Raw genomic sequence first — 17,002 nt, 5'->3', positions numbered from 1 at the left:
GCTTTTGGGGTCGCTGTTAACAGTGATAGCTAATAACTGCCAGATTTAGGCGCGGCGTGTAATTCACCATCACCGACTTTAATCCCTAAAATGGCGGCGACTTTTTTGCTGATCAGTTCAATATCAAATGCCGAAGCCGATACCGGGCTGAAATCAATAATAGAGCGCTGCGAGGCATTGGCCTCTGGCACGCATTCATCCCTGTGGATTGTGCCTAATAATCTTTCATTTAAACGCTGTTCGAAAAATTGGGTGACGTCGCGGCTTAATGTCCGGCGGGTGTCACTTTGGTTAACAACATAATATTCACCCAACTTGTTATTCAAAGGGGTGCCAATTAATTTGTTTTTTTCCATTAAGGGTAATAAAGATAATGATGCGGTATCGGCCAGCATCACCACCACATGTAAATCAGCAATGGCCTGAACGGCTTTTAATGCCGGACTCGGGCCGGGAGGGAAATCCGCGATAATAATTAATCCCGGATAATTCAGGACGGTATTTAATCCGCGCTGTAAAAAATGCGGATCGCTGGCAAGCTGATGTTCGAATTCCAGCCGCTGATCTTCCGTCACTTCGCCGTAAGGTAAGACAAACGTATTGGAACCCGCTTTCAGGATGAACTGGCTCCAGTCGGATTCATTACCCGAACCGGCGACAAAACCGCGGGTATCGGCAATAGGCACACCGAAATGAAGGCGAAGGGCGTTCTGCACATCAAAATCGATGACCAGCACTTTGCTGCCACTGCGGGCAAGCGAATAGGCCAGGTTGGAGGCCACCGTGGTTTTTCCTACCCCACCTTTCGGTGAACAAACGCAAACTAACGGCATGAGGCAATCATCTCTAACAGGGGTTGAAGCGGTGTGTCGCGATGTAAATAAGCGCTGGCAGGCTGCGGCGCTCGCTGTTTAAACATTTGTTTAAAGCGCTGGTTAACCTCAGCAGACGCCGGGGATGCGGGCACCACTGGCGCTGGATTTTGTACCGGCGGCTGGTGGTAAACCGGCGCGGCGGGGTGTTGTTCTGGCTGAGGCGTCTGAACCGGCGCAGGTGCAGGCTTTGAAGGCGCTTCGGGCATTGCTTTACGCAATGAATCGAGTAAACCTGAGCCGCTGTCAGGAATGACTGACTGGGCGTGCAATGTCGGTGCTGTGTGAACAGGCTGAACGGGTGCGGACGGCAGCGTTTCGCGCAGGGCATCAAGCAGACCAAAACCGGCTGGCGGAGGAGTAACCTCCGAAGACATCGGCGTGGCTGGTGTGTGCATAACAGTCTGTGCGGCAGAAGCATGCGGTTTCTGCTGCTCATTGACAGACTGAGAAGCAGAAAGCGAAAACTCGTCCGCAGAAATGGATTGTGGCGTTGGCTGCGTGGTACGGCCGTTATCAAGGGGACCGGCAGGCTCTTCGCTGGCTGAGACTTGTTTAATCAACGTCCACTGATTCATTGAACCTGTTATGGATTCTCCCGTTGATTTTTCATTAAGCTCTTTATAATCAAGATTTTCCAACTTCGTCTTATCCATAAAACGTTTAATGTCATCATATTTATTCATAAATCCCGCCCGATAGGATTATATATTTCGGTGTTTTCTGGACGTCAAAACGACTGTGATTGGCCGTTAACAAAGAGTGTAAAAAGATGAATATTTTTAAAGTTTTATGTGGGAATAGGACTCGTCTTAATATATCAGTTCTTTTACAGCATAGAGCAGTTTTTACAAAAAATAGGATTAACCCGCATAAAAAACAACACGGGCATAACTGGCTGGCGCAAAAGGTTTTTGATGTTGTTTTGCGATGCGTTTTTGTTAAATTAGTATAATGTTTGGTTTTTTATGTGATGAATAGCACATAATATTCATCAGGTGCGCCGGGCTCAGGATGTTCTTATGCTGTGAATTATTCGATTAACCTGAGTAATGTATGTTTTCTCTAAGTTGAACAACATAAAGAATATTCATTGTAGGTGTGTACCGGCAAACATGTTGTTTTTTATAGCCAAAACTTCGTCTTTAACCTCGAAATAACACGTTATAAGGTATACTGCGCACAAGTACCGTTTATGCCCGGATGGGCGCGGAAAATCATGTCGGTGGTTGATGGAGAATTAAGTTGCGGGTCAGGCGTTCATTAACGATTAAACAGATGGCGGCCGTGTCGAGCATTGCGGCCATCACCATTTGTATTTTTATCGTCATCCAGCTGTTCCACTTTGTACAGCAACGGAGGGACGATTACGCCCAGCAACTTGAGAATATTGCGCATTCTGTTCGGGTTCCGCTCTCGCAAGCCGTGCTGGATGTTGATCTGGAAGAAACGCAGGACATTCTGAATACGCTGCAACCGGTGGGCATTCTGAGCCGTGCCGACGTCGTGTTACCCAATCAGATCGCCGCACTGCATACGCATTTCCCACCAGGCCGCCCGGTGCCGCAATGGGTGACCCGCGGTTTCAATCTGCCGGTGACAATCTCCGTACCTCTCTATTCTGCGGCTGCCAGCCCTAAAGCCCCCAAACCCCTGGCTTATCTGGTCCTTCAGGCTGATTCCTACCGCATGTATCAGTTCATCATCAGCGCGCTCTCGACCATGCTGACAACATATCTGTTGCTGGCGCTGATCCTGACTATTTCCGTGAGCTGGGTTATCAACCGTTTGATCGTGAAACCGCTTCGCGCGATTGCCAGCGATCTGGAATCCCTGCCGGAAAGCGAGGTGCCAGGCCATCAGCTAACCCTGCCGCAACGCCACGAAGACGATGAGATCGGCATGCTGGTGCGCAGCTACAACCGCAATCAGCAACAGCGGGAGAAGCCGCAATGCACTGCCCGTGAAGCACTGCTGCCTTCTCAAACCATGCTAAATAATGAAGAACAGTTTATACAGCATCTGGAACACCGCCTGCATTGCGCTGAACCGCAAAAAAGTTTCCACCTGCTGTTAATCGGCATTGAAAGCCTGCGCGATGACGGCCATGTGGATTGCCCGCTGATCTCTTCCATCATGAATGTGTTGCCTGAGAACTGCCTGCTGGCGCGCCTGAGTTATAACGAATTTGCTCTGCTGGCGGCGGATATACCGCGGCCCTTTATGGCGATGCGTCTGGCGCGGCAAATCATGGAGCGCATCAATGCGCCGCAGGAAAGTCATGCTGGCAATATGTCTCTGCATCCGACCGGCAGCATCGGCATCGTGCAATACACCGGCGAATTCCCGGTGAGTGCGCAGCAACTGATGGTGAATGGTCGTGCGGCCAGAGTCTCGGCCTATCAGCAGGGGAAAAACCAAATCCTGTTCTTCGAGCCGGAACTGACCGAAAAAATTCAGAAACGCTTACTGCAGGAAAACGAAATCCTGCATGCGATGGAACAGAATGATTTCACGCTGTTTATCCAGCCGCAGGTGAATATGGCAACTGACGCGGTGGTCGGGGCGGAAGCCCTGCTGCGTCGTAAAATGGCCGATGGAAGTTACGGCCTGGAAAGCGATTTTATTGTGCTGGCCGAAGAAATCGGCGTCATGAGTCAGCTGGGTTACAAAATTCTTGAGCTGGGCTGTCAGATCCTGGCGGACTGGCAGCAACGAGGCATTCCCCTGCCGCTGTCAGTCAATCTCTCCGGCGCGCAGGTACAGCAGCGTAACTTCCTGCCGGAACTGCGCAGCCTGCTGAGCCGTTACAAAATTAATCCGGGACAACTGGTGCTGGAAATCACGGAAACGGCCCGCATTGATGATCTCGATCGCGCGCTGCTGTTGCTCAGCGAACTTCGCGCCGTGGGTGTTTCCATCGAGCTTGATGATTTTGGTCTGGGTTACTCCGGGCTGGAATACCTCAACCGGCTGCGCACATTGCCTATTGATGTCATCAAAATTGACCGCAGCTTCGTCAGCGTGCTGCCGCAGGATGAAGTGATGGTGAATATTGTGGCCTCGATTGGTCGCGCCATGAATATTCAGCTGGTAGCCGAAGGCGTAGAAACAGAGGAACAACGTCAGTGGCTGCTTAAGGAAAATATTCAGCTCGGACAAGGCTATTTATTTTCCGCGCCGCTTTCCAAAACTGACTTCGAACGGAAATTCTGCCAGCCTTCCTGACCTGTACCACGGACAGGAAAACCTCTTCTTGTCCGGCATTTCCCCCTCCTGACGCTTTTTTTACTTACATTACTTCCTGCTGAATCCTTTCCGCTCCGGTTTTTCATGACTCGTGATTGCGGAGGGAAACGAAATATTTCCATCATGTTGTGCTTGTGTTATTTACCTGCTGCCACTCATTACCTTTGACCTTACAAAAAATAGAAGTCGGCGCAATCACTTCAGGATGGGTATTCATGAAAAAATCACTCTTCAGAAGCCTGTATTTTCAGGTGCTTTTGGCTATTACCGTCGGTGTTCTTCTGGGGCATTTCTACCCTGAGATTGGCGCTCAAATGAAACCACTTGGTGATGGTTTTGTTAAATTAATCAAGATGATCATCGCGCCGGTGATCTTCTGTACTGTCGTCACCGGTATTGCGGGTATGGAAAGCATGAAAGCGGTCGGCCGCACCGGTGCGATTGCGCTGCTGTACTTTGAAATTGTCAGTACACTGGCGCTGATCATCGGGCTGGTGATCGTCAATATTGTACAGCCGGGAGCCGGGATGAACGTGGATCCTGCCGCGCTGGATGCTAAAGCGGTAGCGGTTTACGCCGAGCAGGCGCAAAGCCAGGGCATCATTCCGTTCCTTCTGGACGTAATCCCCTCCAGCGTGATTGGGGCATTCGCCAGCGGGAACATTCTTCAGGTGCTGCTATTTGCTGTGTTGTTTGGCTTTGCGTTGCACCGTCTGGGCCACAAAGGCCAGCTGATTTTCAATGTGATCGAAAGCTTCTCTCAGGTCATTTTCGGCATCATCAATATGATCATGCGCCTCGCACCGGTTGGCGCATTTGGGGCCATGGCGTTTACCATCGGCAAATACGGCGTCGGTTCGCTGGTGCAACTGGGACAACTGATCCTGTGCTTCTACCTGACCTGTATTTTGTTCGTGGTGGTGGTGCTCGGGCTTATCGCGCGCTTCACCGGTTTCAGCATCTTCAAGTTTGTGAATTACATTAAAGAAGAGCTGCTGATCGTGCTGGGCACGTCATCTTCTGAATCAGCGCTGCCGCGCATGCTGGATAAAATGGAGCGTCTGGGTTGTAAGAAATCGGTGGTCGGGCTGGTCATTCCGACCGGCTATTCCTTCAATCTGGACGGCACCTCGATTTATCTGACGATGGCAGCAGTCTTCATCGCGCAGGCGACCAATACCCATATGGATATCTGGCATCAGATCACCCTGATTGTGGTGCTGCTGTTGTCTTCAAAAGGGGCGGCAGGCGTAACGGGCAGCGGATTCATCGTGCTGGCGGCAACGTTGTCTGCTGTGGGCCATTTACCGGTTGCAGGACTGGCACTGATTCTGGGCATTGACCGTTTCATGTCCGAAGCGCGTGCGCTGACCAATCTGGTGGGTAACGGCGTCGCCACCATCGTGGTCGCAAAATGGTGTGATCAGCTGGACGAAGGGCAGTTAAAAGCGACCTTAAACGGCCAGAAAGGTCTGACAGAAGCCGAAAAGTCCGCCTGAAATTTCTGAAAAATGGTGGCTGAATGGATGAAAATATTGAGAAAGGTTTCTAAAAACGCATTTATTTAGCCCCAAACCCACCTAATATCCACCGGTTACTTGATGCAACCGGTGGATTATCTTCATAATATGTCCCTCAAATGCCTCATCTGGCGTTCGTTCCCATAATATTTTTGCGGGCTGCGTGACATTGCGAAAAATGCGCGGTCTAACGAAGGGCTGTATTTTTCGTCCTTAAACTTACGCATTCAATTCCTGTGGGCCAGTCGACCGACACCGGCAGGACAGCATATTGAAAATTGGATTGTCATTACGTAGGGGTTCACATGCAGGGCACCAAAATCCGTTTACTCATTGGTGGATTGCTGCTGGCAGCAGCCGCAAGTCATGTGCAAGCTGAAGCATTACAACCAGATCCGGCCTGGCAGCAGGGGAAACTGGACAATGGATTTACCTGGCAGTTGCTGACCACGCCGCAACGCCCGAGCGATCGCATTGAATTACGCCTGGTGGTTCGCACCGGCTCGCTGGCGGAATCAGCCCAGCAAACGGGCTATGCCCATTTCCTTCCCCGCCTTGCGCTGATGCACAGCGAAGGCTTCAGCACGGCTCAGCTCCAGTCTCTGTGGCAGCAAAGTATCAATCCGCAGCGGCCCTTGCCGCCAGCGGTCAGTTCTTATGATTTCACGATGTACAACCTGAGCCTGCCCAATAACCGTCCTGAGCTTCTGAAAGATGCTCTGAACTGGCTGGCAAATACGGCGGGCAAAGTGTCTGTCACCCCGGCGCTGGTGAGTGCAGCCCGTCAGGAATCTCAGGATCCGGTAGGTTCTCTGCCTCAAAATACGCAGGATGCCTGGTGGCGTGCGCGGATGGCCGGTTCGACGCTGGTTGGTCACAATCCAAACCATTTACCCACCAAACCTGTCAACATCGACGCATTAATCAAATTTTATCATCAGTGGTATACGCCTGATGCGATGACGTTATTTGTCGTCGGTAATGTCGACAGCCGTGGCCTGAGTGAACAAATCAATCGCACGTTCTCGTCACTCAAAGGCAGCCGCCAGACGCCGCAGACGTTGCCCACGCTGTCTGAAGTGACGACAAAATCCATGACCGTCATGGATGAAAATCTGACTCAGGATCGCGTCTCATTAATGTGGGATAACGCCTGGCAGCCCATTCAGGATTCACAGGCCCTTGCCGCATACTGGCGCAGTGATCTAGCCCGCGAAGCGTTGTTCTGGCATTTGCAGCAACAACTGAAAAGTGCGTTTGAAACCAAAAAAGACACCCCGGCACCTGGCCCGGGGCTGGGTTTCGACTGTAATGTGCAATATCAGCGCGCGCAGTGTGCAATCCGCATTGAAGCACCGCAGGCTAAGCTGACGGAGCTGTTTAAACGTCTGTCAGAAGAACTCCTGGCTGTTCGCGATAAAGGCATTTCTCAGGCTGAATTTGATGCACTGATTGCGCAGAAAAACGATCAGCTGAGCAAACTGTTCGCGACTTACGCCCGTACCGATACCGATGTGCTGATGAGCCAGCGTTTGCGTTCCCAGCAAAACGGTGTGGTAGATATCGCCCCAGAACAGTATCAGCAATTGCGTCAGCAGTTCCTTTCCACGCTGACCCTGCCGGTGCTGAATCAGGAACTGAAGCAACAGCTTTCCCGCGCTCCTGCGTTATTAGTGGCGCAGCCAAAAGGGGAACCTGAGGTGAATGCCGCAGAGCTGCGGGCGGTTTATGACAAGATAATGGCACCGGTGGAAACCGCGCCTGCGGTTGATGCCCCTGCGGGGGATGTGCCGGCGGCATCGGCGGCGACTGCGCAATAAGTAGATCGTTGAGTAAGAATTCGGTCGGCTCCCTCCCCTGCGAAGGGGAGGGTTGGGGTGGGGTATTAAGGTCTAAATCAAAAAGTTTAAGTGTGCTTTAGCAAAGAGTTAGTCATTAAAACCCCCTCCCAGCCTCCCCCTTCGCAGGGGGAGGAGTAAAAAAACTCCCCTTATGCCCGCCCCGGCATAAACTCCATCGGAATGATCGCACCGCGATGCTGGATAACAGTACTCGCTGTTTCATGTCCACGCACTGCGGCTTCCACCGCGCTGCCACCGGTGAGCCTCACCGCCAGATAACCGGCGCTGAAGGAATCTCCTGCTGCCGTCGTATCAATGACTTTCTCTTTCGGCAATTTCACCGCAGGGACATCATGCAACTCGCCTTCAGCGCTGGAGACGATGCAACTGTCGGCTCCGCGTTTGACGACCACTTCGCTGACCCCCAGCGCATGGGTGCGCGCAATCACGTCGTCGTACGGCTTCTGGCCCCACAACATATCTTCGTCATCGAGGGTCAGGAAGGCGATGTCGGTGCAGGAAAGCATGGCGTTATACGCGGCCTGCGTCTGTTCTTTGCTGGCCCACAGACGCGGACGGTAATTGTTATCGAAAATCACTTTGCCACCGCGTGAACGGCAGGCTTTCAGCAAGGTCATCAGACGGTCACGGCTTGCGTCGCTGAGGATCGCCAGACTGATACCGCTCAGATACAGATAATCGAATTCTGCCAGTTTCCGGCAAATCTCTTCGGATTGCGGACTGTCGAGCCAGTAGCGCGCGGCAGCATCATTGCGCCAGTAATAGAAGGTGCGCTCGCCGGTGCTGTCCGTTTCAATCACATACAAACCGGGTAACTTGTTTTCAAGGCGCTGGGTCAGATCCGTGTGAACCCCTTCCTGCTGCCAGGCCTGCAACATTTCATTGCTGAAACTGTCATTGCCGAGCGCGGTGACGTAATGCACGTTCAGTGCATCAGGGGAAACCTGGCGGGAGATATAAACAGACGTGTTCAGCGTGTCGCCACCAAAACCGCGGTGGAGCGCATCGCCTTTCTGAGATAATTCGATCATGCATTCGCCGATAACGGCAATGTTTTTGCTGGTCATGGTACCTGGCCTATGTCTGAAGCATTAAAACGAAAGGAAAGAAAAGACCGTCATTATTGCGCTCTAGTCTCTTCATAAGAATGCGGTCAGTCAAATAAATTAAAACAAGGTTTTATTTTTGTAGGCGGCAGGCAAAAAAACGAAGAAAAAACGAGGGGGAAAGTGGAAGCGTCAGCACTTCCACCTGAGGCAGTTACTTATTTTCCTGACGCAGTTCGGTCACCGGACGGCCACCCACTCCCCAGTTATCGGTGTCGACCTCGTCAATGACGACCACGGTCGTCGCCGGATTTTTGCCCAGCGTGTCCACCAGTAATTGTGTCACCCCGGCGATCAGCGCTTTCTTCTGTTCAGCTGTCGCGCCTTCGCGGGTGATTTTGATATTAACATAAGGCATTTTTTTCTCCGGCTTGTGAATGAGGCGTCAATAAAATATTCAGTGCTTCCACTGTAGAGCCTGTGTAAAAGAACTTCCAGCCCGGCTTTTTGGCTGATTTAGCCACATGGATTGCAAGGTTATATGGAGTGATTAAAGTTTCCCCGCGCAGCGCCGATAGATAACTCTACTAAAGAAAGCCAGGAAACCGGGCTACTTTGCCTCCATGAAACACAGTGTTCTGCGAACACACGCTGTTGACATGAATCACATTGTAGTCACGCGACACATGTTGCCGCATGTCCCCCTGATTATCTGATTCTTATTCATGACGGCAGAAAAATATGATAACTAAGATGATGTTAGGGCTGATTACGCCTTCTTTTACCGCCATAGAGCGCGTAAAAGCACAGTCTTACTGGCGTCAGTGTCAGAGAGTGTACCGTTTTCAGCCTATTTATCGCACCACAGGAAAGCTGTTGGGAATTGAATTGCTGACAGGGATTTTTCACCCTGCGAGCCCGCACAAATTCATTTCGCCGGAAGAATATTTTGTCGCGATCGCTGTGGGCAAACGTTTGCAAATCGTGCAGGAGCAGCTCGACCTGTTGCAGCGCTGGCAGCATCTGTTCATTGAAAACGAATTACTGGCGTCGATTAACGTAGATGGTCAGGTACTGGAAATGCTGCAATCTGATTCGGCGCTGCGCGCGCAAATCAGCGCGATGCCGTATGTCCGTTTTGAACTGGTTGAAAGCGCCGAAAATGCGCTGAGTATCCCGCTGTCGCAAATCGAGCAATCTGACCGGTTGTGGCTCGATGACTTTGGTCAGGGTATCGCTAACTTCTCTTCCTTCACCACCTGGCATTACGAATACATCAAAATCGCCCGCGATCTGTTTATTTTGCTTGGCCAGAGTGAAGAGGGGTCACGGCTGTTTTACACGCTGGTGACGCTGATGAACCGCTATAGCAAAGGCGTGATTATTGAAGGCGTTGAAACGGCCTCTGAATGGGCGATGGTCTGCAATTCTGATGCGCTGGCGGCACAAGGCTATTATCTGGCGCGTCCCACCATTTTCGATAATCTGGATAATCTGCCCATACATTTCAAAGGATAATGGATCACGCCTGACCTGCTGAGGCAAACTCTCAAAGTTGCTGGTGACTCGTTGTGGTGTGATGCATTTTCATTTCACTGATTTAAAAAGCATTACCTTCCGACTTCCTGCCTGATATGCCCCCTTCACGAATGCCCCTTCCTGCAAGCTGTTGAGAATTCTACTATGGTTAAAACTTGGGATTGGTTAACTGTCTGAAAGGAACAGATTTATGACGCGCACAGGTAAAGTGATTTCCTGGGTTGTGGGTGTGATTATCATTGCGTTGATTGCTGTCGTGATTTTCATTGCGACATTCGACTGGAACCGCCTCAAACCGACCATCAATCAAAAAGTCAGCACCGAACTGAACCGCGCATTCGCGATCCGCGGTGATTTAGGCGTTGACTGGTCGCGTCAGAAAGACGAAGCGGGGTGGCGCGCGTGGGTGCCGTGGCCGCATATTCATGCTGAAGATATCGTGCTCGGTAACCCTTCCGATGTGCAAACCGGTGAAAAAGACGCGCAGATGGTGAAACTCGCCCGCGTTGACGCCAGCATTGCGCCACTCGCCTTACTGCATAAAGAAGTGCTGATCCCGCGTATCTGGCTGAAACAGCCTGATGCTTCATTGCTGCGTCTGGATAATGGCAAAAATAACTGGACGTTCAATCTCGCCAACAGCGATACGCAGGATCCGGCGCAGCCGCCGTCTGCCTGGTCATTTACGCTCAATGATATCGTGTTTGATCGCGGGCAGATTGACTATAAAGACGCGAAACTGAAAGCTGATTTCCGCGCCGTGATTGACCCGCTGGGCAAACCGCTGCCGTTCACGGAAGTGGTCGGTGATAAGAAAGATGCACCGAAAACCAAAACCCCGCCTTATGTGTTTGGCTGGAAAGTTGACGGCAAATACAACGGTGAATCGCTTTCCGGCAGCGGCAAAATCGGTGGCATGCTGGCGCTGAAAGACCCGGATGTGCTGTTCCCGTTACAGGCAGATGTCCGTTCCGGGAATACGCGGGTGGCCGTCGCGGGGACATTGCAGGATCCGATGAATCTCGGGGGGCTGGATTTACGTCTGAAATTCTCCGGCCAGACGCTGTCTGACTTGTATGGCCTGACCGGCGTGCTGCTGCCGCAAACGCCACCGTACTCCACCGACGGGCATTTATCGGCGACGTTGCATGATAAAGACGGCGCAATTTACCGTTATCAGAACTTTAACGGTGAAATCGGCGACAGCGATATTCACGGCTCACTGACTTATCAGGCCGTTAAACCGCGACCTAAACTGACCGGTGAGGTAGTTTCAAAACAGCTGCGCTTTGCTGATCTGGCTCCGCTGATTGGTGCCGATTCTAACCAGGACAAAGCCAAACGTGGTGAAACTACCCGGCAGCCTGCCGACAAAGTATTGCCGGTGGAGAAATTCGATACCAAAAGCTGGCGGGTAATGGACGCTGATGTGAAATTCAGCGCCAAACGTATCGAGCATGGTAAATCCCTGCCGCTGAGCGATTTGAGTACTCACCTGAAACTGACCGACGGCGAGATCCTGCTCGACCCGCTGCGTTTCGGTCTGGCTGGCGGTAATCTGAATTCCACCATCCGCCTCGAAGGTGACAAATCGCCGATGCAGGCGCGCGCCGATATCCATGCCCGCAAACTGAAGCTCAAGCAATTGCTGCCAAACGTACAGTCAATGGAGCGCAGTCTGGGCGACCTGAACGGTGACGCCACGCTGACCGGCACCGGGAATTCGGTCGCAGCGCTGCTCGGTACCAGCAACGGTGATATGAAAATCCTTATTAACGATGGCGTGATCAGCCGTGGCCTGATGGAACTGGCAGGGCTGAATGTCGGTAATTACGTGGTGAGTAAACTGTTCGGCGATGATGAAGTGGCGATCAACTGCGCGGCCGCCAACGTCAATGTGAAGAACGGACTGGTCACGCCACGGCTGTTTGTGTTCGATACTGAGAATGCGGTGATTAACATTACCGGCAACACCAATATGGCAACCGAACGGCTGGATCTGTCGATCAACCCTGAAAGCAAGGGCGTGCGTATCCTGACCTTACGTTCACCGCTGTATGTTCGTGGCACCTATAAAAATCCGGATGCCGGCGTGAAACCAGGGCCGCTGATTGCCCGCGGTGCCGCAGCCGTCGCGCTTGGCGCTGTCGTTGCCCCGGCTGCCGCGCTGCTGGCGTTGATCTCTCCAAGCGATAATGAAGAAAACCAGTGCGGCCCGATCTTGCAGCAGATGAAACAGAAGTAATCCTGTTGGATTAACGCCTCCCCTGCGAAGGGGAGGCCGGAAGGGGGCTTTAAGGCTGAGGCACCGGATCCAGTACCGCACATTTGTGGTCCTGGATTTCTTCGGTGGAGGCGTTATTGAGTTTGAGTAAGTCACGCTCGCTGGCGAGCAGCAGGAAATCGCCGCCCGGCAGGCTGACCATCGCCATGCCGAAATGTCCCATCTTTTTATCGGCTTCAGGCACACCTTCGGCCAGAAGCCGGAAAGCGCCTTTCTCATTCAGCTCGGCCTGCGTCACTTTACGCGCCAGATAGGTGTGTCCGAGCAGCTTATCCGGCAGTTCCTGCCAGTTATATCCCATCTGCCCGCCATCTTTGCTCAACGTGGTTTTTACCTGTGGCAAAAGACAGGAGATGTGGATGTGCAGCTGATTCTGCGACCGTCCGTATTGCGAGTTAATCGCCAGCGAGACATTGCTGTCATCAATCGGTTTACCGTATTTATCCGCCATAAAATGCCGAGCATTCCATGCCTGACTGAAAAAGTTTGGCGTTGACGGTTCCAGCAACGCAGGGCTTTCCATACCGGTGATCCTCGCGGTCGGCATCAGCAAATATTGCAGCGGGCCGTTCAGATCTTTCAGCACCACAAAACCCTGTTGTTCATCGACCTGCGCGCAGGGCTCAGGTTTGCCCGTGCTTTGCTGATTCGGCACGCATTTCTTGCTGATGATGTTCCACAGAGCGTTGGGATTGGAGGTGTGTGGCCAGAAATACCAAAAGGCCGCAGTAATAAGGATAAGCAGGATCAGAACAGGCAGGATAAATCGACGCAAGCGCATAAGAGACCTTCGCAGAAGGCACCGTGCCGGGCGCAAACCGGGCACGGTATCCGGGTCAGTTACAATGACTGATGGGCGGTTTCTTTGGACAGCAGCAGCGCGATCAGCGTCAGCGTTGCCATTGAGGCCAGATAAACGCCCACATAGAACAACCCGTAATGGGTTGCCAGCCAGGTGGCGATGTACGGCGCGACAGATGCGCCCAGTATCGAAGACACATTATAGGAGAAGGACGCGCCGGTATAGCGAACTTCTGTCGGGAACAGCTCCGGCAGCAGCGCACCCATCGGACCGAAAGTCAGCCCCATCACCATGAAACCACACAGCAGGAATACCATCACCAGCGCCTGTGAACCGGCACCCAGAATGGTCGGGAAGCACAGGGCGAAGACGATCATCAGCAGCGTAATACAAATCATGGTTTTGCGACGGCCAAACTTATCCGCCAGCTGACCGGCAACCGGCACCATCACGCCGAAACCGACCACGCCGATCATCAGCATCAGCAGGAATTCATTGCGCGGAATGCCCAGCCCGACCGGCTTTGCGGCTGTGCCGTAACCCAGTGAATACACGGTCATGATGTAGAACAGCGTGTAAGTCGCAACCATGATAAAGGTGCCGAGAATCGTCGCCTTTTTATATTTAGTGAACAGCGTGCCAATTGGCACTTTCACCTGTTTACCGGCTTTGGCAATTTTGGCAAATACCGGTGTTTCGTGCAGGGAAACGCGCACATACAGACCGACGATCACCAGTACCGCAGAAAGCAGGAACGGCACACGCCAGCCCCAGGAAATAAACTGTTCGTCGGTCAGCAGCCACGACAGCAGCAGGAACATGCCGTTCGCGAAGAAGAAACCAATCGGTGCGCCAAGCTGCGGGAAAGAGCCGTAAAGGGCGCGTTTCTTCGCCGGTGCGTTCTCGGTGGCGAGCAGCGCCGCGCCACCCCATTCACCGCCAAGGCCCAGACCCTGACCAAAACGCGCCAGCGCCAGCAGCATCGGTGCGAAAACGCCAATGGTTGCGTAGGTCGGCAGCAGGCCGATCACCACGGTAGACACGCCCATCGTCAGCAAAGAGGCCACCAGCGTAACTTTACGTCCGACGCGGTCGCCGAAGTGGCCGAACAGCGCGGAACCGATCGGCCTGGCGACAAAGGCGATGGCAAAGGTCGCGAGAGACTGTAGCGTGGCCGCCGTCGGGTCACCCTGCGGGAAGAAAATGTGCGGGAAAACAATCACCGCAGCAGTGGCATAGATATAAAAGTCGAAGAATTCAATGGCCGTACCGATAAGCGATGCCACGATGACTTTGCTGCGGGAGTTCTGACTCACCAATTGCGCGTCAGCTTCTAATTCTGGAGTGATAGTGGCTTGCATAAGTGTTTCTTATTTGTAATGAGTGGGAGGGATCTAATGTAAATAAATGTATATCGAAAAGGCATCTTATGCAGAGCGCGGCGGTATTTCAACGCAGCGGAAGCCGCGAAAAAAGGCGTTTAAAGCCGGATCGGGGGATTATTTTATCAGGGCAGGATTTCGCCAGTCATAAGTTTGGCGAATGGGTAAAAGGCAGAGCAACTGACTGCAAAACCGCAAAATAAAAGTACGGCTCTCAGTCAGTTATTCTGGTTTTCACGGCGGCGCTATGCCTGATTTAGCATTATTCACTGCTTTTTAACTTCATCTTCAGCATTAACTGTGGATATATGCATTTCGTCTGGCACGATGAGGTTGTCCGGCGTGTATTCACTGTCGTTTTCCGTGGCATTTTTCGCGTTTTTGGCGGCTTTTTTCTTCGGATCCGGCATCGGCGGGTCATCTTTGTATTTCGCCGTCGCTATCCACGCGGCGACAAACAACGTCAGGCGGGCGAAGAAATAGAAGAAAGCCATCAGGCCGATCACTGAACCAAAGGCTGCGCCGGAAGGTGAGGTCGCCAGCTTCGGCAGTGTCATGGTCATCACGAATTTAATCACCTCAAAACCCATCGCCGCCAGCAACGTCCCGCGCAGCAGCGCTTTTTTGCGTGGCTTGTGGCGCGGCAACATCCAGAAAATCCACAGGAACAGCAAATAGTTAGCGGCAATGGAAATCACCAGCGTGATACTGGTCATCACCGGGCGGAGCCAGTCAATGCCACCCAGACCCAGCGCATCGACAATGGTTTTTTGCGCGGCACCGGCAATCGACGTCAGCGACAGCGTGATAATCAGCGCCAGCACCAGCCCGGTCAGGGAAATAAAATCGCGAATATAGCGGCGGTAAATTTTCTCCTGATCCTGCGGATTACGCTCCCAGACATCGCGCGACTGGGCACGGATCGCTTCGCGCAAATTCCCCATCCAGCTCACGCCGGAGTAAAGCGCAATCAGCAAACCGGATAACCCCACGGCAGTACGCTGCTGGATGGCAGTGTTTACCGTGCTTTTCAACGTATTCGCCAGATTCGGGTCGCTGATGCTGTTGACGATTCGGTTGATCAGTTCTGCCAGCAAATCAGGATTTGAGGCCAGCACAAAACCGACCGCAGCGAAGGACACCATCAGAATCGGGATCAGCGACAGAAAGGAGAAATAGGTGATGGCCGCGCCAAACTGGCTGCCAAGGCGATCGTTAAAGCGTTCCGTGGCACGCAGCAAATGTGCCACCCAGCCCCAGGACTGCACGTATTCCACGAGTCGTGAAAATCTGCTGATGTTTTTATCCACCGTCTGATTGCCGGTTTTGATGTTGATCAGCGGGGTCGGTTTTTCCTGTGTGGCCGGTTCTTGTTTTGAAATGATGGGCATTGATCCATGTTGTCCTTAAAAATTCATCCGGCCTTAAGTATAGACGCCTGAGCGGTGAGGGCTAAGCCAGAGGCGTCTGAAAGCTCAGGCAATGAACGTTTGGGTGATATCGGTCAGCCAGTCCATAAACACTTTAACGCGGCGTGACAGATTCAGACGATGCGGATAAACCAGCGTCACCGGCATTGGCGGTGCACGGAACTGCGGCAAAATACTGATCAGCTGACCACCCGCCAGCGCGTCGCGCACACCAATCAGCGGAACCTGAATGATACCCAGGCCGTTGATACAGGCGCTGACGTAGGTTTCGGTGCTGTTAACCGTCACCGCGCCGCCGCTTTTGACCGTTTTCACCTGTTTGCCGTCGAGATATTCAAAGGCCGACGTATGGCTGCCGAGGATTTGTTCATAATGCACCATGGCGTGATGTGCCAGCTGGTCAGGGTGATCCGGCGTGCCGTAGCGGCGCAGATAACCGGGGCTGGCGCAGTTAACCATGCTGAGATGCCCCAGCGGACGCGCAATCAGCCCGGAATCTTTAAGGGTGCCGGAGCGGATCACACAGTCAAACCCTTCCCGCACCACATCCACGCGGTGATCGGTGCAGCTCAGTTCAATTTCCAGCGCCGGATAACGGTTAAGAAACTCCGCCAGACGCGGTAACACCAGATGCGTCGCCATACCGGTGGTCATATCAACCCGCAAACGTCCGCTGACACTGGCCGGATTCGACTGAAACATCGATTCCAGTTCATCCATGCTGGCCAGCAACTCTTTGCAGCGCTGATAAAACACCTGTCCGTCCTGCGTCAGTTGTACGCGGCGCGTTGAGCGGTGCAGCAAACGTGCCGACATCCGCGTTTCCAGTTGTTGCACCAGCCGCGACACACTGCCTTTGGGCAATCCCAGGCTTTCAGCCGCGCGGGTAAAATTACTCAGTTCAGCGACGCGCACAAACACCTGCATTGATTGAATTTTATCCACAATTTGCCTGATTGTTGTTGAGAATGAGACAGTGAAAATCATTATGGCTCATTTATCACTCTGCGGTAATC

13 protein-coding genes are annotated in these 17,002 nt (G+C 52.6%); 5 read left to right on the top strand and 8 right to left on the bottom strand.

Features of this window, described 5'->3' with window-relative positions:
* Window positions 1-29: 29 nt before the first annotated feature.
* On the bottom strand, window positions 30-833 hold the full coding sequence (gene bcsQ, locus EX31_RS05460) for a cellulose biosynthesis protein BcsQ (protein ID WP_013573457.1): 804 nt from the start codon (window positions 831-833) through the stop codon (window positions 30-32).
* Entirely contained in the window at window positions 824-1,558 is a 735-nt protein-coding gene (locus EX31_RS05455; RefSeq protein ID WP_037033801.1) for a hypothetical protein, read from the bottom strand. The genes bcsQ and EX31_RS05455 overlap by 10 nt, the downstream gene beginning before the upstream one ends.
* A 559-nt stretch (window positions 1,559-2,117) precedes the next feature.
* On the opposite strand from EX31_RS05455, the gene hmsP reads away from it, so the two are divergent.
* From hmsP to EX31_RS05440, 3 genes are all read left to right on the top strand, one after another.
* Window positions 2,118-4,100, top strand: coding sequence for a biofilm formation regulator HmsP (hmsP, locus tag EX31_RS05450; RefSeq protein WP_037033800.1), 1,983 nt, complete (start codon window positions 2,118-2,120; stop codon window positions 4,098-4,100).
* A gap of 236 nt (window positions 4,101-4,336) precedes the next feature.
* Window positions 4,337-5,620: a dicarboxylate/amino acid:cation symporter gene (locus EX31_RS05445; protein WP_037033798.1), complete on the top strand. Its 1,284-nt coding sequence runs from the start codon at window positions 4,337-4,339 to the stop codon at window positions 5,618-5,620.
* A gap of 326 nt (window positions 5,621-5,946) precedes the next feature.
* A complete protein-coding gene (locus tag EX31_RS05440) occupies window positions 5,947-7,461 on the top strand; it encodes a M16 family metallopeptidase (protein WP_037033797.1) in 1,515 nt (504 codons plus the stop codon).
* Window positions 7,462-7,631: 170 nt separating this feature from the next.
* On the opposite strand, the gene EX31_RS05435 is transcribed toward EX31_RS05440, so the two are convergent.
* Both EX31_RS05435 and EX31_RS05430 read right to left on the bottom strand, forming a co-directional pair.
* A complete protein-coding gene (locus EX31_RS05435) occupies window positions 7,632-8,570 on the bottom strand; it encodes a 2-dehydro-3-deoxygluconokinase (protein WP_013573462.1) in 939 nt (312 codons plus the stop codon).
* Between the two features lie 193 nt (window positions 8,571-8,763).
* The gene (locus tag EX31_RS05430) at window positions 8,764-8,967 is read right to left on the bottom strand and encodes a 2-hydroxymuconate tautomerase family protein (protein WP_013573463.1); all 204 of its coding nucleotides are present in this window, start codon (window positions 8,965-8,967) and stop codon (window positions 8,764-8,766) included.
* 323 nt (window positions 8,968-9,290) lie between these two features.
* Here EX31_RS05430 and pdeH point away from each other — a divergent pair, with 323 nt between their 5' ends.
* A complete protein-coding gene (pdeH, locus tag EX31_RS05425) occupies window positions 9,291-10,067 on the top strand; it encodes a cyclic-guanylate-specific phosphodiesterase (RefSeq protein ID WP_013573464.1) in 777 nt (258 codons plus the stop codon).
* Between the two features lie 211 nt (window positions 10,068-10,278).
* The gene (locus EX31_RS05420; protein WP_013573465.1) at window positions 10,279-12,333 is read left to right on the top strand and encodes an AsmA family protein; all 2,055 of its coding nucleotides are present in this window, start codon (window positions 10,279-10,281) and stop codon (window positions 12,331-12,333) included.
* A gap of 49 nt (window positions 12,334-12,382) precedes the next feature.
* Here the strand turns inward: EX31_RS05420 and EX31_RS05415 are convergent, their stop codons facing one another.
* The 4 genes from EX31_RS05415 to EX31_RS05400 form a co-directional block, all read right to left on the bottom strand.
* Window positions 12,383-13,153 carry a CDP-diacylglycerol diphosphatase gene (locus tag EX31_RS05415; protein WP_013573466.1) on the bottom strand — a complete coding sequence of 257 codons (771 nt, stop codon included), beginning with the start codon at window positions 13,151-13,153 and terminating at the stop codon, window positions 12,383-12,385.
* A gap of 59 nt (window positions 13,154-13,212) precedes the next feature.
* Window positions 13,213-14,535 carry an MFS transporter gene (locus EX31_RS05410; RefSeq protein ID WP_013573467.1) on the bottom strand — a complete coding sequence of 441 codons (1,323 nt, stop codon included), beginning with the start codon at window positions 14,533-14,535 and terminating at the stop codon, window positions 13,213-13,215.
* 287 nt (window positions 14,536-14,822) lie between these two features.
* Window positions 14,823-15,947: an inner membrane protein YhjD gene (yhjD, locus tag EX31_RS05405; protein WP_037033796.1), complete on the bottom strand. Its 1,125-nt coding sequence runs from the start codon at window positions 15,945-15,947 to the stop codon at window positions 14,823-14,825.
* Between the two features lie 84 nt (window positions 15,948-16,031).
* Window positions 16,032-16,931, bottom strand: a complete 900-nt coding sequence (locus tag EX31_RS05400; RefSeq protein WP_037033795.1) for a LysR family transcriptional regulator — start codon at window positions 16,929-16,931, stop codon at window positions 16,032-16,034.
* Window positions 16,932-17,002 lie beyond the last annotated feature (71 nt).

Origin of the sequence: Rahnella sp. WP5, assembly GCF_000745615.1 — a bacterium.
GTDB classification, from domain to species: Bacteria; Pseudomonadota; Gammaproteobacteria; order Enterobacterales; family Enterobacteriaceae; genus Rahnella; species Rahnella aceris.
The sequence above is the reverse complement of the archived record's forward strand: the minus strand, read 5'-3'. Positions and strand labels throughout refer to the sequence as shown.